This is a genomic window from Pseudomonas sp. R19M, from assembly GCF_050312585.1.
In the GTDB taxonomy this organism is placed as follows: Bacteria; Pseudomonadota; Gammaproteobacteria; order Pseudomonadales; family Pseudomonadaceae; genus Aquipseudomonas; species Aquipseudomonas palleroniana.
This window is the reverse complement of the sequence record NZ_JBNPJV010000090.1, coordinates 25,397-46,215: the sequence shown is the minus strand read 5'-3', so window position 1 is coordinate 46,215 and position 20,819 is coordinate 25,397. Positions and strand designations below refer to the sequence as shown.

General features: G+C 61.1%; 15 protein-coding genes. 4 read left to right on the top strand and 11 right to left on the bottom strand.

Annotation, left to right across the window (positions count from 1 at the left end; genetic code table 11):
• Positions 1-2 precede the first annotated feature (2 nt).
• The 7 genes from ACQRBT_RS21175 to ACQRBT_RS21145 form a co-directional block, all read right to left on the bottom strand.
• The gene (locus tag ACQRBT_RS21175; RefSeq protein WP_412047513.1) at positions 3-1,346 is read right to left on the bottom strand and encodes a 3-oxoacyl-ACP reductase; all 1,344 of its coding nucleotides are present in this window, start codon (positions 1,344-1,346) and stop codon (positions 3-5) included.
• 54 nt (positions 1,347-1,400) lie between these two features.
• Complete coding sequence (locus ACQRBT_RS21170) at positions 1,401-3,926, bottom strand: acyl-CoA dehydrogenase (protein WP_412047514.1); 2,526 nt, start codon at positions 3,924-3,926, stop codon at positions 1,401-1,403.
• Positions 3,927-4,226: 300 nt separating this feature from the next.
• A complete protein-coding gene (locus ACQRBT_RS21165; protein WP_104993987.1) occupies positions 4,227-5,672 on the bottom strand; it encodes an outer membrane protein transport protein in 1,446 nt (481 codons plus the stop codon).
• Positions 5,673-5,787: 115 nt separating this feature from the next.
• Positions 5,788-6,273 (bottom strand): alkane oxidation protein activator PraB, encoded by a 486-nt coding sequence (gene praB, locus ACQRBT_RS21160; protein WP_104993988.1) that lies wholly within the window; start codon positions 6,271-6,273, stop codon positions 5,788-5,790.
• A 135-nt stretch (positions 6,274-6,408) separates the two neighbouring features.
• Positions 6,409-6,903, bottom strand: a complete 495-nt coding sequence (gene praA, locus ACQRBT_RS21155; protein WP_161549816.1) for an alkane oxidation protein activator PraA — start codon at positions 6,901-6,903, stop codon at positions 6,409-6,411.
• Positions 6,904-7,034: 131 nt separating this feature from the next.
• A complete protein-coding gene (locus tag ACQRBT_RS21150) occupies positions 7,035-8,315 on the bottom strand; it encodes an alkane 1-monooxygenase (RefSeq protein ID WP_104993990.1) in 1,281 nt (426 codons plus the stop codon).
• A 318-nt stretch (positions 8,316-8,633) separates the two neighbouring features.
• A complete protein-coding gene (locus ACQRBT_RS21145; protein WP_412047515.1) occupies positions 8,634-9,632 on the bottom strand; it encodes an alpha/beta fold hydrolase in 999 nt (332 codons plus the stop codon).
• Between the two features lie 277 nt (positions 9,633-9,909).
• On the opposite strand from ACQRBT_RS21145, the gene ACQRBT_RS21140 reads away from it, so the two are divergent.
• From ACQRBT_RS21140 to ACQRBT_RS21130, 3 genes are read left to right on the top strand one after another with little or no spacing between them, the layout of a single operon-like run.
• Complete coding sequence (locus tag ACQRBT_RS21140; RefSeq protein ID WP_412047516.1) at positions 9,910-11,448, top strand: flavin-containing monooxygenase; 1,539 nt, start codon at positions 9,910-9,912, stop codon at positions 11,446-11,448.
• Positions 11,445-12,335, top strand: a complete 891-nt coding sequence (locus ACQRBT_RS21135; protein ID WP_412047517.1) for an SDR family NAD(P)-dependent oxidoreductase — start codon at positions 11,445-11,447, stop codon at positions 12,333-12,335. The genes ACQRBT_RS21140 and ACQRBT_RS21135 overlap by 4 nt, the downstream gene beginning before the upstream one ends.
• 15 nt (positions 12,336-12,350) lie before the next feature.
• Positions 12,351-13,193: a metal-dependent hydrolase gene (locus tag ACQRBT_RS21130; RefSeq protein ID WP_060752598.1), complete on the top strand. Its 843-nt coding sequence runs from the start codon at positions 12,351-12,353 to the stop codon at positions 13,191-13,193.
• On the opposite strand, the gene ACQRBT_RS21125 is transcribed toward ACQRBT_RS21130, so the two are convergent.
• Positions 13,190-15,265, bottom strand: a complete 2,076-nt coding sequence (locus ACQRBT_RS21125; protein ID WP_412047518.1) for a PTS sugar transporter subunit IIC/EAL domain-containing protein — start codon at positions 15,263-15,265, stop codon at positions 13,190-13,192. The two genes, ACQRBT_RS21130 and ACQRBT_RS21125, sit on opposite strands and share 4 nt — an antisense overlap.
• A 291-nt stretch (positions 15,266-15,556) precedes the next feature.
• Between ACQRBT_RS21125 and ACQRBT_RS21120 the strand changes: the two genes are divergently transcribed.
• On the top strand, positions 15,557-15,835 hold the full coding sequence (locus ACQRBT_RS21120; RefSeq protein ID WP_060752596.1) for a hypothetical protein: 279 nt from the start codon (positions 15,557-15,559) through the stop codon (positions 15,833-15,835).
• 52 nt (positions 15,836-15,887) lie between these two features.
• Here the strand turns inward: ACQRBT_RS21120 and ACQRBT_RS21115 are convergent, their stop codons facing one another.
• The 3 genes from ACQRBT_RS21115 to tssM are packed head-to-tail and all read right to left on the bottom strand — an operon-like array spanning position 15,888 to position 20,814.
• On the bottom strand, positions 15,888-16,730 hold the full coding sequence (locus ACQRBT_RS21115) for a serine/threonine-protein kinase (protein WP_161549809.1): 843 nt from the start codon (positions 16,728-16,730) through the stop codon (positions 15,888-15,890).
• Entirely contained in the window at positions 16,727-17,458 is a 732-nt protein-coding gene (locus tag ACQRBT_RS21110) for a PP2C family protein-serine/threonine phosphatase (protein ID WP_412047519.1), read from the bottom strand. Before ACQRBT_RS21110 ends, ACQRBT_RS21115 begins: the two co-directional genes overlap by 4 nt.
• Positions 17,455-20,814, bottom strand: coding sequence for a type VI secretion system membrane subunit TssM (tssM, locus tag ACQRBT_RS21105; protein WP_412047520.1), 3,360 nt, complete (start codon positions 20,812-20,814; stop codon positions 17,455-17,457). Before tssM ends, ACQRBT_RS21110 begins: the two co-directional genes overlap by 4 nt.
• Positions 20,815-20,819 lie beyond the last annotated feature (5 nt).

The window sequence follows — 20,819 nt, the reverse complement described above, 5'->3', positions numbered from 1 at the left end:
GCTCAAGCCCCCAGCAGGCTTTGCCCGCACACACGTACGACTTGGCCGTTGACCCCGCCCGAGGCCGGGTGGGCCAGCCAGGCGATGGTCTCGGCCACGTCAATTGGCTGGCCGCCCTGGGACAGCGAGTTCATGCGCCGCCCCGCTTCGCGGATCATCAGCGGGATCTTCGCCGTCATCTGGGTTTCGATAAACCCGGGCGCGACGGCGTTGACCGTCACCTGCTGCGCGGCCGCACGCGCCGCCGAGCCCTGCACCAGGCCAATCACGCCAGCCTTGGAGGTGGCGTAATTGCTTTGCCCCAGGTTGCCGGCTATCCCGGATATCGACGAGACACAAACAATGCGCCCGCCCGCCTTCAAACCCTGGCTTTGCAGCAACGCCTCACTGAGTTGCAGGGGCGCTTGCAGGTTGACCGCCAGCACCTCACGCCAGGCGGTTTCGGTCATCTTGGCGATGGTCTTGTCGCGGGTGATCCCGGCGTTGTGCACCACCACGTCAAAGGCACCGTATTGACTGGCATGCGCCTGCAACAAGGCGGCCGCATCGGCGGCGGTGATGTCCAGCGGCAACGCCGAGCCGCCCACGCTGCCGGCCGCCTGCTGCAGTGCTTCCTGGGCCTGGGGGACGTCGACGCACACGACATGGGCACCGTCGCGGGCCAGCACTTGGGCAATGGCCAGGCCGATCCCGCGTGAGGCGCCGGTAACCAGGGCGCGACGACCAGCAAAGGGCTTTTCCCAATTGACGGTGACGTGCCCTTCCACCGGCTTCTCCAGGCGTACCACCTGCCCCGACACATAGGCCGAACGGCGTGACAGAAAGAAACGCAGGCTGCTGTCGAGCGCCTCTTCAGCGCCCGGCGCGACGTAAATCAATTGCACGGTGATGGCCCGCCGCAGTTCCTTGGCCAGGGAACGCACCAGCCCTTCCAGGGCTCGTTGGGCGATGGCCTGGGGCAAGTCGCTGCAATGTTCCGGCGCCGTGCCGAGCACCACCACACGACCGTGATGGCCGATGCGCTTGGCATTGGCGTGGAAGAACAGGTAAAGCTCATCGAGTTGCTGGACATCCACCACACCACTGGCGTCGAACACCGCGCCCTGCACCTTGAGCGTGGACGGCGCCTGGAGGGTCGCCGGGGTGGCGACGACTGTGTCGGTGGCGCTGAAGATCTGTTGCACCTGTGGCGCCAAGCGCCCGGCCCCGGCGACGATCACCGGGTTGGCCAGGCCGGGCTGGCCGCTGCGATGGCGTTGCAGCGGCAACGGTTGCGGCAGGCCAATGGCCTGGGCCAGGCGACGCCCCCAGGACGAATTGACGAATGAAAGGTAGCTGTCACTCATATCGGTACTCACTCACTTGCTCTGTATACGCGGCCCCACACTGGCCGCATTCGCCTAGTTGACCGGGGCGTTTTCGTTCTGGGCGGTGCGGCGCCTGGCCTTGGGTTCCAACGCCTGCTGGCGCTGCTGCAAGGCTTCCAGCAAGCCGAAGTCCTGCGGGAAGTCGTCGACCTGGATGCCGTGGTCGGCGTATTCCACATAACGCCCGAGCAAGGCGTCTTCGTCGTCGCTGATCAGGTCCAGCGCCCGCGCCTTGACGCGCCAGGCGGTAAAGGCGGTGGTGGAAATCGGCATCGGCTCGATCAGACCCTGCTTGACGGCAGACTTGAGGCGCGCGTCGATCAGCTCTACCTGCGGCAGCAAACGGAAGCCCAGTTCGCCATAGGCCAGCTTGTCGATTTCCGGCCGAGGGATGTAGGAATTGGCCAACAGACGGTCACGGGTTTCGCCGGGGGTCTGCACCACCTCAGCCACCTGTGCCAGCAAACGGTCCGAAGGTTTGCGCAGGGGAATACCGAACGGGAAACTCAAGCCTCGCACCACCCGTGCGGCCGCTTTCGACGGGTAATTGTCGAGCACTTCGGCCAACGCTTCGTGGGCGCGCAGCAACGCATCCTGGGCCGCCCAATGCACCAGCGGCAGGTCGGCCTGGGGCCGGTCATCATCTTCAAAACGCTTGAGCACGCAGGACAAGATGTACAGCTGCGACAGAATGTCCCCCAGGCGCCCGGTGATACTTTCCTTGCGCTTGAGGGCACCGCCCAGCACGCCCATGGAAATGTCCGAGATCAGCGCCAGCACCACCGACAGCCGGTTGGCCTGACGGTAGTAGGACGCCAGCGCCGGGTCGGTCTTGGCCGGTGCAGCAATCAGTCGCCCGCCCGTCAGCGAATGCACGGCGGCGCGCACGGTGTTGGCCAGCACAAAGCTCAGATGGCCGAACATCGCACTGTCGAACGCTTCCAGCGCCTTGCGCCGGTCCGGGTGGTGCGCCGCTTCCATCTCGCGGAACACGTAGGGATGGCAGCGGATCAGGCCCTGCCCGAAGATGATCAGGCAGCGGGTCATGATGTTCGCCCCCTCCACCGTGATCGCAATCGGGCTCTGCTGGTAGGCGCGGGCCAGGAAGTTGTTCGGCCCCATGCAGATGCCCTTGCCGGCGACGATGTCCATGCCGTCGTTGACGATCATCCGCGCCCGTTCGGTGACGTGGTATTTGGCGATGGCCGAAATCACCGAAGGTTTCTCGCCGGCATCCAGGGATGCCACCGAGACCTTGCGCACGGCGTCGCAGGCATACAAGTGCCCGGCCATGCGCGCCAAGGGTGCCTGTACGCCTTCGAACTTGCCGATCGGCAAACCGAACTGCTTGCGCATCGCCGCATAGGCGGTGGTGCCGCGCACCGCGACCTTGCCCAGGCCGACGTTGGCCGAAGGCAAGGAAATCGCGCGGCCGGCGGCCAGGCATTCCATCAACATGCGCCAGCCATTGCCGACTTGTTCGCGCCCGCCGATCACCCATTCCAGCGGGATGAACACATCCTTGCCGGTGGTCGGACCGTTCTGGAAGACAGCGTTGAGTGGCCAGTGACGACGACCACTGTTCACCCCCGGATGAGCCGTCGGAATCAATGCGCAGGTGATCCCCAACGAACCCGGCTGGCCAAGCAGCCCATCCGGGTCTTCGGCGCGAAATGCCAGGCCCAGCACCGTGGCGATCGGGCCCAGGGTGATGTAGCGCTTGTCCCAGGTCACCTTGAAACCCAGCACTTCCTCGCCCTCGTGCACGCCTTTGCAGACGACCCCCAGGTCCGGAATCGCCCCGGCGTCTGAGCCGGCGTAAGGGCTGGTCAGCGCAAAGCAGGGAATGTCTTCGCCCCGCGCCAGACGTGGCAGGTAATAGTTGCGCTGGGCATCGGTGCCGTAATGCAGCAGCAATTCCGCCGGGCCGAGGGAGTTGGGCACCATCACCGAAATCGCCGCCGCCGAGCAGCGCGTCGACAACTTCATCACCACCTGGGAATGGGCGTAGTGGGAGAAGCCTTTGCCGCCGTACTGCTTGGGAATGATCATGCCGAGGAAGCCGGCGTCCTTGGTGTACTGCCAGGCTTCAGGGGACATGTCCTGCCAGACCTGGGTGGTTTCCCAGTCGTTGGCGATGTCACACAGGGTTTCGACCTCGTTGTCGAGGAAGGCTTGCTCTTCGGCGCTCAGGCGCGCCGGTGCCGCGTTGAGCAGGCGCGCCCAATTGGGTTTGCCACTGAACAACTCGGCGTCCCACCACACAGTACCGGACTCGATGGCGGCGCGCTCTGTGTCGGACATCGCCGGCATGATCGTACGAAACAGCTCCAGCGCCTTACTCGACAACAAGCTGCGGCGCAGCGGCTTGAGGCTCATCAACAAGGCGGGTAACACCACCAGCACCGCCGCGACGGTGGCGCCAAAACCTGCCACCGCGTTGAACAGGTAACCCATCGCCAGCCAGACCAGGCCAGCACCAAGCCAAACCGCAGCGGCGGCTTGTCGATATGCCAGGGCAATCGCTGCTGCGACACCTATCAATAACCAGATAACCATGGGGGATACCTCACTTGATCCAGAACAACTCGATTCAGGGCAGGCTGTTGCACGGCAGATCGAAATGAGCTGCTGCATAAAGCCACACTACAAACTTGAAAAGACAAATTCAAATTATGTTTTGAAATTTTTATTTAATCGTTTGGCGAAAAAATACCAGGCTGAACACGTCAGCCTTTCAGGTTATGAAGGAAAATATCAGGACCGTCACAAGGGCCAACCGCCCAATCCGACGACAGTGTGGAGCCGAGCCTCTAGATGCGCTGGACGCCCTGCCCCACGACTGCCGTGCCAGACGCTTTAGAACTTGTAGGTGGCCGACAGGCTGACCACATCACCGGACGACTCGGCCTTGCCATCCAACTGCGCGGCTCCGAGGCGATCCACGTTCTTGGTCCTCAGGTTGACCTTCTCGACGAACTGGTGCGAATACGCGGCATCCACCGACAGGCCAGGGACGGCCTTGATGTCATAACCGGCACCGAACGCCAGGAAGTAGCGGTCGCCATCAGGAATCCGTGGGTCTCGGGTTGAATTGCGGGTGGGGGTCTGGTCGTACGCCACACCGGCACGCAGGGTCAGTTCGTCGGTGGCTTTGTAATCGCCGCCAATCGACGTCATCCAGGCGTTCTTGTAGTTGTAGGGAATAGCGACAATCGTCGAACCTTGCGACTTGAGCGTCAGGTCCTGGAACGAAGACCATTCGGTCCACATGACGCTCACACCCAACGCCCAGCGGTCATTGAACTGGTGCACCCAGTCAACGGCGGCGGTCGCCGGAATGTCCAGCTGAGTACTGGCATGCGCGCCATCCGGGAACAGCTTGAGGCCGGGATAAGCCATTTCAACCAGGGTTTCGCCGTTTGGACCGATCGGGTTGGTCATGGTGTTGCGGCCAATCGCATCCGTGTAAATGTTGTATTTACCGGTCATCTTGTTTTTGATCTTGGCGTGATAGTTCAGGCCCAGTGTGTCTTGCAGCGTCGGCTTCCAGACAATGCCGCCAAACCAGCCCACTGAACTGTTATCGACTTTCACGCGCATCAATGAATGCCCGACACCGGTTGGAAAACCAGTGCCTCCCAGCCCGGGAGAAACATCCGCAGCCGCCAGCACGTCAATGTTCTGGCTGACAAAGCCCTGGCTGCGCTGATAGATCAAACCGGCACCCACCGAGAACTCATCATTGACTTTGAACGAGAGCGAGCCTGTGAGGCCGACCGTTTCGATTTTGGTGTCGACCGCGAAATCGCGCAGCTTCGAGTTCTGATCCCAGGTAGTTTTCATGCCCTGGGGTACCACCTGGCTCAGGCCAAAGGCGAAGCGGTCGCCGATGGGCACCACCAGAAAGCCGGTCGGCAGCCAGGCGGTAAAGCCACCTTGCCCGCCATTGTTGGTATTGAGAGTCGGATCGCCCAAATTGCCTTGGTCATCCAGAACCGGGGTGTTGGTCACCGGGTTGCCGTTGTGGTCATAAGCCTGGCCGGAATATTTGATCTTGACCCGAGCGTAATCGACCGTCTGCTGCGCAATGGTGGAGTCGATGAACGCCATCGCCGCCGGGTTGTTGTACGCGGCACTCGGATCGTTCTTGAACAGTGAACCGCCCCCGAATGCACGCCCCCAACCCGGTGCGCCGTAGGTAGGCGTAGAAAACCCGCCCGCCTCGACCGGCCCCGTGGTCATCAGGCCGCCCAGCAAGGCCAGCCCCAGTAAAGTGTGAGCATGTGGTTTCTTATTATTCATGCGGTACTCCTTATTATTATCTACGCCCGGCCCCTGCCGGTGTTCGGTACCCGAACAGGCGCCTCTGGCGAGGCGCCTGTGTGTACCGGGGTGATCAGCCCTCAGGAGTTACGGTTTACGGGTTCACCGTCAGCGTTGGCGCTACCACGCTCAGGGAAACCACGGTGCAGTTGCCGCTAAGCGCCTGGTTGGCCGCGGACAGGGTTTTGCTGCTCGGGTTCCAGGCCACCGCAATGGTGGTAGGGCCGCAGTTGGTGGCAGGAATCGAGGAGATTTTGTAGCCGACGTTGGTCACGGTACCGGTGGTACCCGTCGCCGCAGTCAGCACCCATGGCAGGTTGGTCAGCGTCGGCAACGCGCACAGGCCGCCACCGGTCAGGGTCGCGCCGTTGATGGAAGCCACGCCACCGCTGACGTTGCCGGTGAAGGTAATCCCGCAGGTCACCGCAGCCCCGAAGGAAGATGGCGATTTCACAACGATGGTGCCGGCATTGGTGGAGAACGGACCATCCGGAGCAACCGAAGCCGCACTGGCCATCGAAGCCGCGCCAAAGCACATTGCAAAAGAAGTTGCACAAACGAGGGTTTTCAAGCTTTTCATTGTTTTTCCTCACATGTTATGGCGAAGTCATTTCGCCAGGGGTAATGGCCATGAACGAGAGGTCACGGTGAAACTGCAGAACTTCCCTTTCCAGCCAAATCTCAATTCGATTACCACCGCATCTTTCGACTGTGTTTATTCAACCACTTTGAAGTTGGGCGGCATCTTGATCGACACCGTCTTGATCTTGCAGTCCTCGCCGATCGGCACGTTGGCGGCTTCCAACTTGCCGGTGGCGTTATCCCAAGTGCCGTTGGCGGTCGAAGGACCGCACTTGCCACCGAGACCGAAGGCGTGCACATCCACGCTGATCTTCGACATGGAACCGCTTTGGGTATCTTTGGCGACCAGGATCCAGGGCAAGTTGATGGCTTCGACACGGCTGCATTTAAGGCCGCCATCGAACTCAACTTTGTCGACGTTCACCGACGAACCATCGGCCGCCACTTTGCCGGCCACCTTGATGGTGCAGTCGGCGCTGATCAGGGCGCCCTTGGAAAAGCTGATCGGGCCTTGGGCCGTGAAGGCGCTGCCCGCAGGCTCGATACGGGCAGCCTGGGCCTGTTGGTAGACAATCAGGCCGAGGGCGGCCAGCACGATATGAGTGGTGAACTTGGCAGCTGTTTGCATGGTGCAGGTCCTTCCCTTGAAATTATTTTTGTTCGGGTCAAACAACTCACTTGCATTCAATCTTTAAATTCTGGGCGATCGGAACCTGCGCAATACCTGGATCCCGAGTCAGCCCGACAATCAGGTTGCTATCAGAACGGTGCCGTACCGTTCGCGTATTTCTCCAGATACTTCAGGCGTTTTGACGGCTGAAGATTGGTCAGGTGGATATCGCCGCCGTAATGATTCAGCACTCGATGATCCATGCGACGGCGCCACAAGTACGGCACATAAGCCCAGACAATCATGCTCGCGTATCCATAAGGCAGTTGCGGTGACTCATCGAAGTGACGCAACGACTGATAACTGCGTGTGGGGTTGGCATGGTGATCGGAGTGCCGTTGCAGTTGGAACAGAAAGATATTGGTGACAATCCGATTACTGTTCCACGAGTGCCGAGGCGAACAGCGCTCATAACGGCCGTTGGGCAACTTCTGGCGTTTAAGGCCGTAATGCTCGACGTAGTTCACCACTTCCAGCAACGAGAACCCGTAGACACCCTGGATGATCAGGAAAGGAATCACGGCGACGCCAAGCCACACAATCATCGCGCCCCACAACCCCACGCTGTACAGCCACGCGCTGAGGACAGCGTTCTTCCAATGCAAGGCCGGCAAGCCGAGTTTGCGCAAGCGCTCGCGCTCCAGGTTCCAGGCCGAGCGGGCGCTGAACCAAACCGAGCGTGGCAGGAACGCCCAGAAGCTCTCACCCAGGCGCGAGCTGGCCGGGTCTTCGGGGGTCGCGACCCGCACGTGGTGGCCGCGGTTGTGTTCGGTGTAGAAGTGCCCGTAGAACGTCGGCGCCAGGGTCACCTTGGCGAGAAACACTTCCAGGGGTTTGGGTTTGTGCCCCAACTCGTGGGCGGTATTGATCGCAATCCCGGTGGCGGCGCCGGTGGACAGTGCCATGCCCAGATAAGTGAACCAACTTACCGATCCATGCAACTGCGTGCGTGCAGTGAGGTAGCTGGCGGCCTGGGCCGGCCAGCTCGACGGGTCGAGGTGCGCGGTGGCCTGCAACAGGCCGCCCTGAATGATCCAGTCGATACCGCCCGCCGCCAGCCAACCGGTGATCACCACCGAAGCAATGACGAACACGACGCCGGTGTAGACGATCCAGCGGTAATAGCTTTGCGATTCAAGGTGGTTGACGGCGGATTCAGGCGGGTTGCTGACATCTTCACCCAGCAGGCCATCGATCAACGGGATCAGGCCGAAGATGACCAGGACACCGACCCACCACAGTTGCTGCACACCGGTGGTGATGGCCAGCGCACCAGAGAGCAATGGGGTAGCCAGAGGCATGATGCCAAGCCACCACAAGTGGCGCTTGCCGTCGGTCCAGACGTTGGAAGTGGCCAGAGACTGATTCATGGCAACCTCCGTACGAGACCGGTGGCGGGGGTGACAAATCGAGCGGACAACAGGTTCACGGAGCGCTGACTGCCCCGGAAAACCAACCATGCGATAAAAGGCGTTTTTTTCATTATTTTATTCGCTCTTAGGCATTTCAAAAATTGTTTCAAATTAGATATTGAAATAATTTTTTTAAATAAATAGCGCGGAATCGTTAGGTCGTCAACTAATTTCTAAGGGCCTTTCGGACGTGACCGAGTAGTCTCTTTTCCGGCTCCAGGGTCAGGTGTCTAGGGCAAGCATTGACGCCGCCGAACCGCAGGTTCGATTGCAAAATTATTGACTCGCCAGGGCAAACGGCGGATGCAGCACCGTGGCGCTTTGCAGTGGCCGCACGCGTTTGGCGATTTGCTCCACCACCGCAGCGACCCGCTCGGTAGCGGTGATCGGCAACATATGGCCACGCCCTTCCACCACCTGCAGTTTCAGCCCTGGCACCTTGCTGGCCAGGGCCTGGCCGTGCTTCTGGAAGTCGAGCACCTTGTCCCGCGCACCATAGATCAACCCGATGGGCAGGCTCAGTTGCGGGTAGCGCTTGACCATATCCGGCAGGTCATCGTTGACCCGATTGATCTCGGTAGAAGCGGCGTAGAAGTTGTCGGGACGCATGCCCAGCAAACCGCCACCGCGTGTGGCGAAATCCGTCGGCGGAGCATCCGGAGCGAACACCCCCTTGACCACCGCCCCCTGGGTCAGCAGGCCGATGGGCATCGTCAGGGTGTGCGACAGCCAACGACGCAACCAGGCCGGGCGCACCGCCAATGATAGGAACACCGGCGGCAACATACGTTGCGGATGGGTCAGCGGTGCCACGAGGACCAGGCCGCTGACCGCATGGGGATGATCGAGCGCCAGCGCCAGGGCGATCGCGCCGCCCAGGGAATGCCCAAGCACCAGTGGTTTATCCAGGTCCAGGGTCTTGATGAACGCGGCTATTTGTCGAGCCTGGGCCGACAGGTCCGGCGCGGTACCGCTATGCCGGGTGGAATAACCCGATCCCGGGCGATCGAGCGTGATCACCCGAAAACGTTCACGCAACTGGCCGGACAAGGCGTAGGTCAGGTTGCGGCTGCTGCCCATCAGCCCGTGGATCATCACCAGCGGTGGGCCTTTGCCTTCTTCTACATAATGAAAGCGCTCGCCATCGACCTCCACGAAACGCCCGTTGATCGGAACAGCCGCTTCAATACGCCGGGTCATCCAGGCGCTGAAACCCCATAACAAAACGCTTGCCCCCACACACACAGCCGCAGCGACAACCCATTCGACAGCCATAGCTCGGTCCTCTGCTTCCCTGCTGCTGGCGACCCGACCGGTATTGATCAAGGCCTCAGCCATCGTCCACACCCTGGACTTGAACCTCATGCAGACCCTACTCGTCCGTCGGACAAAGTCGGACCTGCGCAACAAGGTCCTAGCGTAAGCGATATTTTCAGGTAGATTATTTAAAATCTTTTTTAAAATAATTAATTCAATTTTCCTTTGCAATGGTGTTCTATCCAAAAGACACAACAAAAACAGGAGCACAACCGATGCCCACGAAGGACAAGCTATGAATGCCTACAGCGACGCCATCGATATCGCCATCATCGGCTCAGGGTTCGCCGGGCTGTGCATGGCGATCAAACTCAAGGAGGCCGGGGTCACCGACTTCCTGATCGCCGAGCAAGCCGAGACCCTCGGCGGCACCTGGCGTGACAACCATTACCCTGGCTGCGCCTGCGACGTGCAGTCCCATGTGTACTCGTTTTCCTTTGCCCCCAACCCGGACTGGACCCGGCAATTTGCCCCGCAGCCGGAGATCCGCGCGTACCTGGAGCATTGCGCCCGGCGTTATGAGCTGGCGTCCTTCCTGCGTTTTGGCATGGGCCTGCAACGCGCCGTGTTCGATGAACAGCAACAACGCTGGCAGCTCAGCTTCAGCAATGGACGACACATCAATGCGCGCGTGCTGATCTCGGGCATGGGCGGCCTGTCGCGCCCGGCGCTGCCGGATATTCCCGGGCTGGACAGCTTCAAAGGCAAGCGCTTCCACTCCCAGCAGTGGGACCACGCCTATTCATTGCGGGGCAAGCGCGTGGCGGTGATCGGCACCGGGGCCAGCGCCATTCAGTTCGTACCGCAGATCGCGCCGCTGGTGGCTCATCTGCAGCTGTTTCAACGCACACCGCCGTGGATCATGCCCAAACCGGACCGAAACATTTCGCGCTTCGAGCGCTGGGCGTTCAAGCACCTGCCGTTCACGCAACGGCTGGTGCGCGGCGCGTATTATTGGGCGCTGGAAGGGCGTGTGCTCGGCTTCGCCCGGCACCCGCGCCTGATGAAAATGGTGCAGAAAATCGCCCTGCGCCACCTGCACAAACAAGTCACCCGCCCTTCCCTGCGCAAAACCCTGACGCCGGATTACACCATCGGCTGCAAGCGCGTGCTGATCTCCAACGACTATTACCCGGCGCTCTCGCGCAGCAATGTCGAGGTCATCACCGACAGTGTGCTGCGTATCGAAGCCGACGGCGTGATCACCCGTGACGGTATCAAGCACCCGGCCGATTGCCTGATCTTTGGCACCGGTTTCCAGGCCACCGATCCATTGCCTCGGAACTGCATCATCGGCCGCGACGGGATCGACCTGATGGACACCTGGCGCGAGGGCGCCCACGCCTACAAAGGCACCACCGTACCGGGCTACCCGAACCTGTTCCTGATCGTCGGCCCCAACACCGGGCTGGGCCACAACTCGATGATTCTGATGATCGAGGCCCAGGTCAGCTACATCCTCGATGCCCTCAAGCAGATGCGGCGTCATCACATCGCCACAGTGGACATCAAGCCCGCCGTCGAAGATGCCTATAACCGTCGGTTGCAGGACAAGCTCAAGCGCACCATCTGGAACACCGGTGGCTGCCGCAGCTGGTACCTCGACCCGCGTACCGGCAAGAACACCACCTTGTGGCCCGGTTCGACCTGGCGCTTCAAACAGGTGACCCGCCAATTCGCGCTCAAGGATTACGTCACCCATCCGATCGCGACCAGCCCCTCCCTCCATCCGGTTCCAGCGCCCCACTCCCGCGCAGAAGGCAGCCTGTCATGAAGTCATTCAACGGCCGCGTGGCGGCAATCACCGGCGCGGCATCCGGCATGGGCCGCGCATTGGCCTTGGCCCTGGCGCGGGAAGGCTGCCACCTGGCGCTCGCCGATAAGAACAGCCAGGGCCTGGAGCAGACACTGGCGCTGGTCCGGACCTCGAAATCGTCGCCGGTGACGGTCACCACGCAGGTGCTGGATGTGTCCGATCGCCAAGCGATGGAGGCCTGGGCCGACCGTTGCGTCGCCGACCATGGACAGGTCAACCTGATCTTCAACAATGCTGGGGTGGCGCTATCGAGCACCGTTGAAGGCGTGGACTACGCTGACCTGGAGTGGATCGTCAACATCAACTTCTGGGGCGTGGTGCACGGCACCAAGGCGTTTCTGCCGCACCTCAAAGCCAGCGGCGATGGGCATGTGATCAACACATCCAGCGTATTCGGCTTGTTCGCCCAGCCCGGCATGAGTGGCTACAACGCCACCAAGTTCGCCGTGCGCGGCTTTACCGAAGCCTTGCGCCAGGAACTCGACCTGCAGCGTTGCGGCGTCTCGGCCACCTGCGTGCACCCCGGCGGCATCCGCACCGACATCTGCCGCAGCAGCCGTATCGACGCCAACATGACCGGCTTTCTCATCCACAGCGAACAACAGGCCCGCGCCGATTTTGAAAAGTTGTTCATCACCGACGCCGATCAGGCTGCCAAGGTGATTTTGCACGGCATCCGCAAAAACAAACGCCGCGTGCTGATCGGCCGTGACGCCTACTTCCTCGACCTGCTCGCCCGTTGCCTACCGGCGGCCTATCAAGCGCTCGTGGTCGTCGCCAGCAAACGCATGGCCCCCAAGCCACGCAGGCCGGTGTTTGAAACCAACGACGAGCCCCGTCACTGAACAGGAGAACGCACCATGCTGCCGATCCGCCGCGATATCCGTTTTGCCTTGCCTGCCGAGCGCATCAAGAACTGGCATGAACAAGGCCCGTTCATCACCCACTTCTTCAATGCCTTGTCATTGTTGTTTCCCCAGGGCGAGCTGTTTTTCATGGACAGTGTGCGCCACTACCGCTCACAGATTGAAGATCCCGCCTTGAAGGCCGAGATCCAGGGGTTTATCGGCCAGGAGGCGATGCACAGCCGCGAACACGTGGCCTACAACGATCTGCTGCAAGCGGCCGGGTTGCCGGCACACACCCTCGACCGTCGTCTCAAATTCATCCTCGACCTGCAAAAAAAACACCTGCCGCCTTCGTTCAACCTGGCGGTGACCATCGCCCTTGAGCACTACACCGCGATGCTTGCGGAGATTCTGCTCAGCGACCCGTCGCGCTTTGGCGACTCGCTCAAGGGCTACCAGCAAATGTGGTATTGGCACGCCTTCGAAGAAACCGAACACAAGGCGGTGGCGTTCGATGTGTGGAACGCAGTGATCAAGCCCGGCCCACTGCGCTACCTGTTGCGCACCGGCACCATGCTTACCACGACGGTGCTGTTCTGGTTGGTGGTGTTTGATTTTCACCTGCGCCTGCTGCTGGCCGATCGCACCTCAGGCGGGCACTTGAAGGGTTTCTGGCGCATGCTCAAGTTTTTGTACGGTCCCAAAGGGGTGTTCCCGCGCATGCTGCGGCCATGGCTGCATTATTTCAAACCGGGCTTTCACCCCTGGGATCACGACAACCGCGCACGCCTGGCGGGCATCGATAACCTGCTCGACGAGATAGAACGCACGCGACGCGGTTACGAATCGGCCTAGACCTGCGCCAAGGTTTCGCGTTCGCGCACGAAATCCGGCATCTGATCGCTGGGCAGCGCTTTGCTGAAATACCAGCCCTGGACAAACAATTCAGTGCCGGTGTTCAAGAAGGCCAACTGCTCGGCGGTCTCCACGCCCTCGACCACGACGCCCAGCTTCAGCGCCTCGCAGAAACGCAACATGCCGGTCAGCACCTGGGCCCCCTTGGGGTCGCGTTGGGCGACGACAAAACTGCGATCGATCTTGATGAAGTCCACGGGAAACTGGTGCAGGTAACTCAACGCCGAAAACCCGGTACCAAAGTCATCGATATACACCTTGGCGCCTATCGATTGCAGTTTCTGGATGGTCTGGCGCGTGGCCTGGATATCACCGACCAATGCGTCTTCAGTAATTTCCACTGACACTCGCCCATGAGCCTGGGCAAGGATCTGCACCAGGCGATCACCATAGGCGGCGTGCGTCAGGGTCGAGCTGGAAATATTAATGGTCATCGGCAACTCGAAGCCAACCTTCTTCCATTGCTGATACTGGCGCACGGCCTGGGACGCCACCCATACGTCCACATCGGGCATCAGCCGTGCCTGCGCCAGCCATTGCAGGAACTCCCAGGGGGAATGCACCACGCCCTGATTGTCGCGGGCACGCATCAAGGCTTCGCAACCGGTGCACAGGCCGGTACGGATGGAGACCTGGGGCTGGAACTCCAGGTAGAACTCGTAATCGCTGATCTGCTGAATCCGGCTGAACTCCACCGCCTGGCGCGCTGCGCTGCGATGGGACGCCAGCACGGGGTCCAGCTCCAGCAAGCGGCCTTTTTCCTCGAGGCCGCGAAAAGTCATGTCCAGCGACTTGAGATACACCGTACCGCTTTCATCGGCCTGGCGATGCATTGCCCGCACATACGGCGCATACACCAGAGTGCCGAGCCCCAGCAGTGCCAGTTGCAACACCACCGCGCCGATGTCGCCATGGGTACTCAGGTAGGCATTGAGCAATACCGGTGCGGTCAACGGCACGCTGGCCACCGCCGGCGATACCCAGCCCATCTGCACCACCACCAGGGCCACCATGGCGTTGAGCGCAGGCGCCAGCAGGAAGGGGATGAACAGACGCGGGTTGAGGATGATCGGCAATCCAAACAGCAGCACCTCGCTGACGTTGAACAACGACAGCGGCAAACTGGCAATTGCCAGCAGGCGCACGGTGTGGCTCTTGGAAAACAGCAGGATCGCAAACAGCAGGCACAACGCCGCGCCCGAGCCGCCGATAAATGCGAAACACCCCAACAGCCCGCTGTTGAGCAGGTATCGGCTGGGCTCCCCCGCCGCCAGCGACGCACCGTTGAGCACTACGGCCTGGTCCAGGACATCGAACAGCGGCTGCATGGCATACACTCCGTGAATGCCGAAAAACCACAACAACGAATTCATCATCGTGACGAACAACCCGCTGCCGTAGGGCGTTTGCAGCGCATCGAGCACCTGGGGCCCCTGGAGTTGCCCGACATAGGGAATCTGCAGCAAAGACGACAACACCAGCACCAATGACAGCGCCGTGATTGCACCCGGTAGCACCATGTTGATAGTGCCCTTGAGGTTGTGCCCTACCAGGTCCTCGTTGACCAGGCGCGTCCAACGAAAGCGGTGCAACCAGGCGATGGCCGGCACATTGATCAACGGTGACGCAATCGCGATGAACAGCACGAAGGTCGCCGAAGCCCGGGGATAATCACGCAGCACGAACGTGGCCACTACTACGTGGGCAAGGCACAGGAAAGCGACCGGCAGCTGTGGCAAGCGATACTGAATGGCCAGCATGTACCCGATGGATGCGGCCACCAACAGGGGGATAACCGAGCTGATCTGGTTGTGCACCCCCGATAGAAAGCCCACTACTTGTGAGCTGAACCCCAGCACACTGGCGCACTCGGACAGGATCAGGAAGCCGGCGGACACCAGCAGGCACGGCAGGATCCACAACAACCCCTCACGAATCGCGCGCAATGAATCCGTACTGGCCAGGGCCGCCAGGCGCTGAGTAAGGAAAAGCTTGAACAGCGTTTGCGCCATGACCCGTCCCTCTGCCTGTGACTCGCTGCAACGCTACACGTCCTGATGGCGGAAGCGAAAGCCTTTTGCCACTTGTCCAGGGGCATTTTGGCGGTGGAAGCCCATCAGTTACGCCAATTTCCAGATGAATAATAGGAACTTTCCGACATAACCTGCTCCCTAAACTGATCTGAGTCGGTATCATCCGCGCCGTTCTGCGCATTAATGGATGTTGCAGACCGGATGAAAACCGGGCTACCCACTCAAGGATGTTGTCTGGAACGGAAGCAGGCACTCAGGAGAAGTTTTACCATGCAAGACAAACGCCCAAACCCTATGCGCCCGATCTTTGTCACCATGGTGCTGTGGCTGTGCAGCGTAGCGTTGCTGTTCATCATCAAAAACGTCATTGAAATCTTTACCGGCCCAGTCGCTGAAACCTGGATAGACCTGACCCTGGTGCTCACGGCCTACCTGATGTTTTTCCTGCTGGCGCCCTTGCAAAACTGGATACGCCGCAAGGCCCAGAAACGCGCTCGACGTCATCTCAGCCGGCCCTCCCCTGATATCGAGCCGCGTCGTTCACACTAAGGGGCCCCCTCTTGTCAGCCCAGTTGTATGACGTGACCGTTTGCCCCCTACCCTAGAGGCACCAGCAAGACCGCCTGCGGCCGAAGGCCTCGCGCAACTCGGCTGCCGTCACACTGCGCCGCTCGGGGCTCGTAGCCAACGCACAGCGCAGTGCAGGCCAGCAATGCCCAGGCAGTTGCCTGGGCCGGGTCAGCTTTGCGATGCAGCTGCGCTCACCCAGACGTTGGCCATGGGCCAGTTCATACAACACGCACGCGACACCGTACACATCGGCAGCAGCCGTCAACGCGCCACCGGCCAGCAGCTCCGGGGCCGCATACGCGGGCGTCCAGGCGTTGAAACGGTCGCGGCTGAGACTCGGCAAACCCGACTTCGCCCATGCCGGCGTATAACCCAGGCCAAAATCGAATAAACGCACCCCGTCTTCACCGACCATGACATTGGCCGGTTTCACATCCCCATGCAGTATGTTTTGCTGATGGATATAGACCAGCGCATCCAGCAACTGGATGGCCAAGGGTTGCAGTTCCCGCCAGGGCAAACCCTCCGGGCATTCCAGCAACAACCGATCCAGGGTCATGCCGTGCAGCCACTCCATGGTAAAGAACGCGACCTGGCTGTGGGTGTCGACCTCGAACGAAAACATGCGCACCACACGGTCGTGGCGCAGGCTGCGTGTCAACGCAAACTCGCTGAACAACAGCACATGTGCATCGGGGCACGCCGAAAAAGTCTCATCCAGCCGCTTGAGCGCAACCCTGGAGCAGGGCTCACCAAACTGCTCGTGCAACAGGTCTCGTGCGCCATACACCACGCCCATCCCGCCCCGCCCCAACACGCGCTCAAGGTGATAGCGCCCCACGAGCAGGCCGGGAGGGGTCGACGCGGCGTTCAGGATTGCACCACGACAGCGGTCAGGTCATCCGCCGTTGGCCGGCACGACGCCCTGGCAAACAAGTGGTCCACCGCCTGCCGGGGTGCTCCCAGGCTCAACGCACATCCCAGGTCACCATGGCTGAGTGCCTGGTACAGACCGTCACTGCACAATAAAAATACATCGCCTGGGCGGGTGCTGAGTTCCAGCACCTCAAGCTGCAACCGCGAACGCGCGCCCACGGCGCGGGTCAAGGCCCTGGCATCGGGGTGAGCCTGGGCTTGCGCCACGCTCAACAGGCGCTCATCCATCAGGCGCTGCGCCAGGGAATGGTCCCTCGACAACTGGTAAAGACTCTTATCGCGCCACAGATAACAGCGACTGTCACCCGCCCAGATACAGGCCGCCCGCCCGTGCTCAAGCAACAGTGCAACCACGGTGCTGCCCATCGTGACGTCGCCGCCCGTGGCGGGCGCCATTCGCACATCGCCCAACCGTTGATTGACGTCTTGCAAACGTTGGCGAAGCGCGCCAACCCGTCGATCAAGGTCACCCTCGGCCGACATTGCCGCCAGGCTGCTGACCACCCACTGGCTGGCGACCTCGCCATGGCGATAGCCGCCCATGCCATCCGCCACAGCCCAGCAGCCTCGCTGCGGGCAGTCCAGGAAGGCGTCCTCATTGCGGGCTCGCGCTCGCCCTTGCTGCGAACGCCCGGCACTGCGCCATTGATGCAGGCCGCAGCTCATAGCTGCTCCGGTAATCGGAAAGTGCGCCAGGTATCGATTTCAAACGGCCCGGGCGTACGTTGACTGGTCAGCAAGAAGTTGGCGCGCAAGCCGGCCAGGTTCGCCTTGAACAACTGGGCGTTGCGCCCACTGGCAGGCTCTTTCTGCAACAAGTCAAACAACCTGAACAACGACCAGGCCCCGGCACTTTTTTCGAGGCCCAATGGCCGTTGCCCAGCGCCTCGTTCCAGAACCAGGCTGCTGCGACCGTTATCCGCGTCGGTCGGCCAATGGAACATCATGGGCAGGATTGGCCCGTGGCGGTACTCCAACTGCTTGTCGCCAACCCGCAGGATCGCCCGGCTGACCGACTGGTCCAGGCTATAGGGCGCCAGGGTAAACCGGACTGACAGCTCTCCCTGCTCCTCAGTGAAAAAACCGCGACGGATCACCTGGGCTTTCGTCAGTTGGTCCAACAGAAAGCGTGAGACCGGTAAGTTTTGCCCATCCATGCCCCGTAACCGGTAGCGGTTGCCGTCGGCACTGACGAAGGGTCGCAGGTAACCTTCATAAAAACGCACCAGAACGCCCTGAGGCTTGAAAAACTCATGAAAGTCGTTGAGGGCCACATCACTGGTTGCATGGGCGTTGAACGGGTAACGCTGGCGAATCGCCCTGGCATAGAGTGGGTGCACGTCGCTCTGGTAGCGCTGGTTGACATGCGTATAGGCCTGTTCCAGCAAGTGACGCCAACTGTCATCAGCGATGCCCTCGACCCAGCCCGCCAACGGCAGCGGCAAACGGGCGGCTGCATCACGCAGCGTACCCAGTACATCCGGTTGCCCCTCCATGCGCCGCTTGACCCTGAGGAAAGCCGCCTGCTCCGGTGAGCTGTCTCGGTTGAGGGCCGCCAATTGCAGATGCAATTCGTCCAGCAAGCGCGATGCCTGGGTCAATTGCGCGCCAGGGTTTTCCTGCTCATCAAGCAATTGATGCAAGGGTTCAAAACGCCGTTGCAACGCCCGCCGCCCGGCGTCGGGAAACATCGCCTGCGCTGCCGCCGCCGAGGTCAAGGGGCCCAGCTCACCGGTTTGCTGGGCCACTTTGCCCAGAAGCTCATGCCCCGCCAGCAAACGGGTGTTTTCACGCAGTTGCAGCAACAGTTGGATCAGCGGGGATTGAGCGGAGGTCAGATCCGCCAACTGCTCGGCGTCCTGGCGCAGATTGTCTGTCGGCAGCAGCCTGAGTCGGCCCAGAGCGGCAGCCCAGACATCGGCATACTCACTGAAGTAGCGTTGCTGCAATTGGACCATCAACCGACGCAAATCCATGGCCCCCAGATCAGTGCCCTCCCCCAATACCCAGTTGTCCTGTGCGATAGCATTCACCAGTCGCGGCCCCTGGGCCTCGAAATACTGCACATACTTTTTTGTATAGAAACCCGGAATCGGTGGGTCGATGGCGGCGAATACCTTGCCCTCGGCCAGGCGCAGCGGTTCAAGGTGGCGCGACTGCTCGCGCAGCACGCGATAAATCCCCTCCGCCAACGACTCGCCTCGCAGCTCTGCACGTGCCTGTGCCACCAACTCCTCGTTGAGATGCGCCGTGAACGGCTGTTCAAGCAAGCGCACCCAGTGCTGATTCAAGCGCGCCTGCACCGAAGCGTTGCCGGCAAAACCGGCGGCCCAATGGCCCGCCACCTGTTGCGCCAGCCAGCGGGTATCGCGCCGCTCGCGCAGGTTGAGCATCAGGTAAGCGCGCAGGTTTTCCACCAGGCGCTCCCGATCCCCAAGGCTGGCGCGTACCTGGTCTTCAAGCAGCGCCGTGACGTGGGCCAGGAGCCGCTGGTGCAACGCCTGCTCATAGGCTCGAACCAGGAACGGGCGACTCAACTCGCCCTGATACAAACCTACTCGCTCCACCAGCCGGGTGCCTGCCACATCCGGGAAAACCTGGGTTGCCGACAGGTGCGCATCCAACACAGCCACAAGATTCAAGGCTGCATCGCCACCCTGCGGGACGCTCGAAACTGAAGTTGCCAATGCCGCTATCTGAGCCAGGCGTTGCTGGTTCAGCGAATAGCTGTACATCCACAGCCCCCCGACACCACAGATCACCAGCGCTGCTGCCAGTGCCTGCAGACCCTGACGTCGCCGTATGCGCTGTTGCTCGTGGGCCTGCAAACCGGCGAGGTCGGCTTCGGCGAATATCACCCGGCTGAACAGGCCTTGGACAAAGTGGTTGCGCCTGCCATTGGCGCAGGTCAAGTAGAACCCTCGCAGACCATTGACGCGCTGATAGCGATGAGCGGAAAAAGCCAGCTCGATGAACAGGCAAAGGCGCTCGCCCAGGCGCGCAACCTGCTGCGGGAAACCCAGCATTTGGCCACGACGGTCGGCATTACGCTCCTGATGCAATCGAGCGATCAGTTGATCATTCGAACGTTGCAGCAACTGCTCGAACGCCAGGTGAACCTGAGCGACTTCAATACCCGTTTTGCCAGGCTCAAGTGGCTGGCCAAGCAAGCTATCGGCAGCTTCCCCCAGGGGCGAGTCGAAGAACTCAGCAAACCCCGGCAGCCGATCAGCCTGGGTCAATACCAGATAAATCGGCACATCCACATGCAGCACCTGCTGGATTTCCTGCAAACGTGAATGCACGGCCCGTGCATGCTGCTCCAAATCATGCTCACTGTCGCTCGTCAGCCGCTCTACCGAAAGCGTCACCACCACGCCGTTGAGCGGCCGCGCGCGGCGCCGCCACTTGAGCAGGCGCAGCAGCGCTGTCCAACCGGTCGCATCGACTGAAACGTCAGGCTGTAACAGGTAACGCCCCGGCGTATCGATGAGCACGCCTTCGTCGGCGAAGTACCAGTCACAGTGAACGCCGCCGCTCGTCGGCGTCCCCCCAGCCTGGTCGAACGGCGACGGTAAGCCGGCGGCGGCCAACAGCTGCGTCTTGCCACTGCCGCGCTCACCGATCAACAGATACCAGGGCAAGTCACGGCGCCAACGCTGGTTATGCTCGCCATAGCGCCGGGACGTCTTCAACAACTGAACGGCCTGCTTGAACCGACCGCGTACATGCCGGTGCTCCTCCTCGACCCATTTCAATGGCTGCCGGCGTGCCCGCCGCCCCGGTTTCGCGAGGCCGGCAACTTGGCCCCCGCCCGCCAGCGCCATCGCAATGCCCCACAGCAGAAACAACACACTGATGCTGACCAGCCGGGCCGCCGAACCTTGCCAGAACCGATGATCGTCCACGGCCAATAACGGCCCGATCCACCACACCACAGCAGCGCTGCACAGCACCAGTAAAAGGCTCCAGACCCAAACCGTGCCCAGCACAGCGCCCGCGCCCTTGAAGAATGCGTTCATTCATC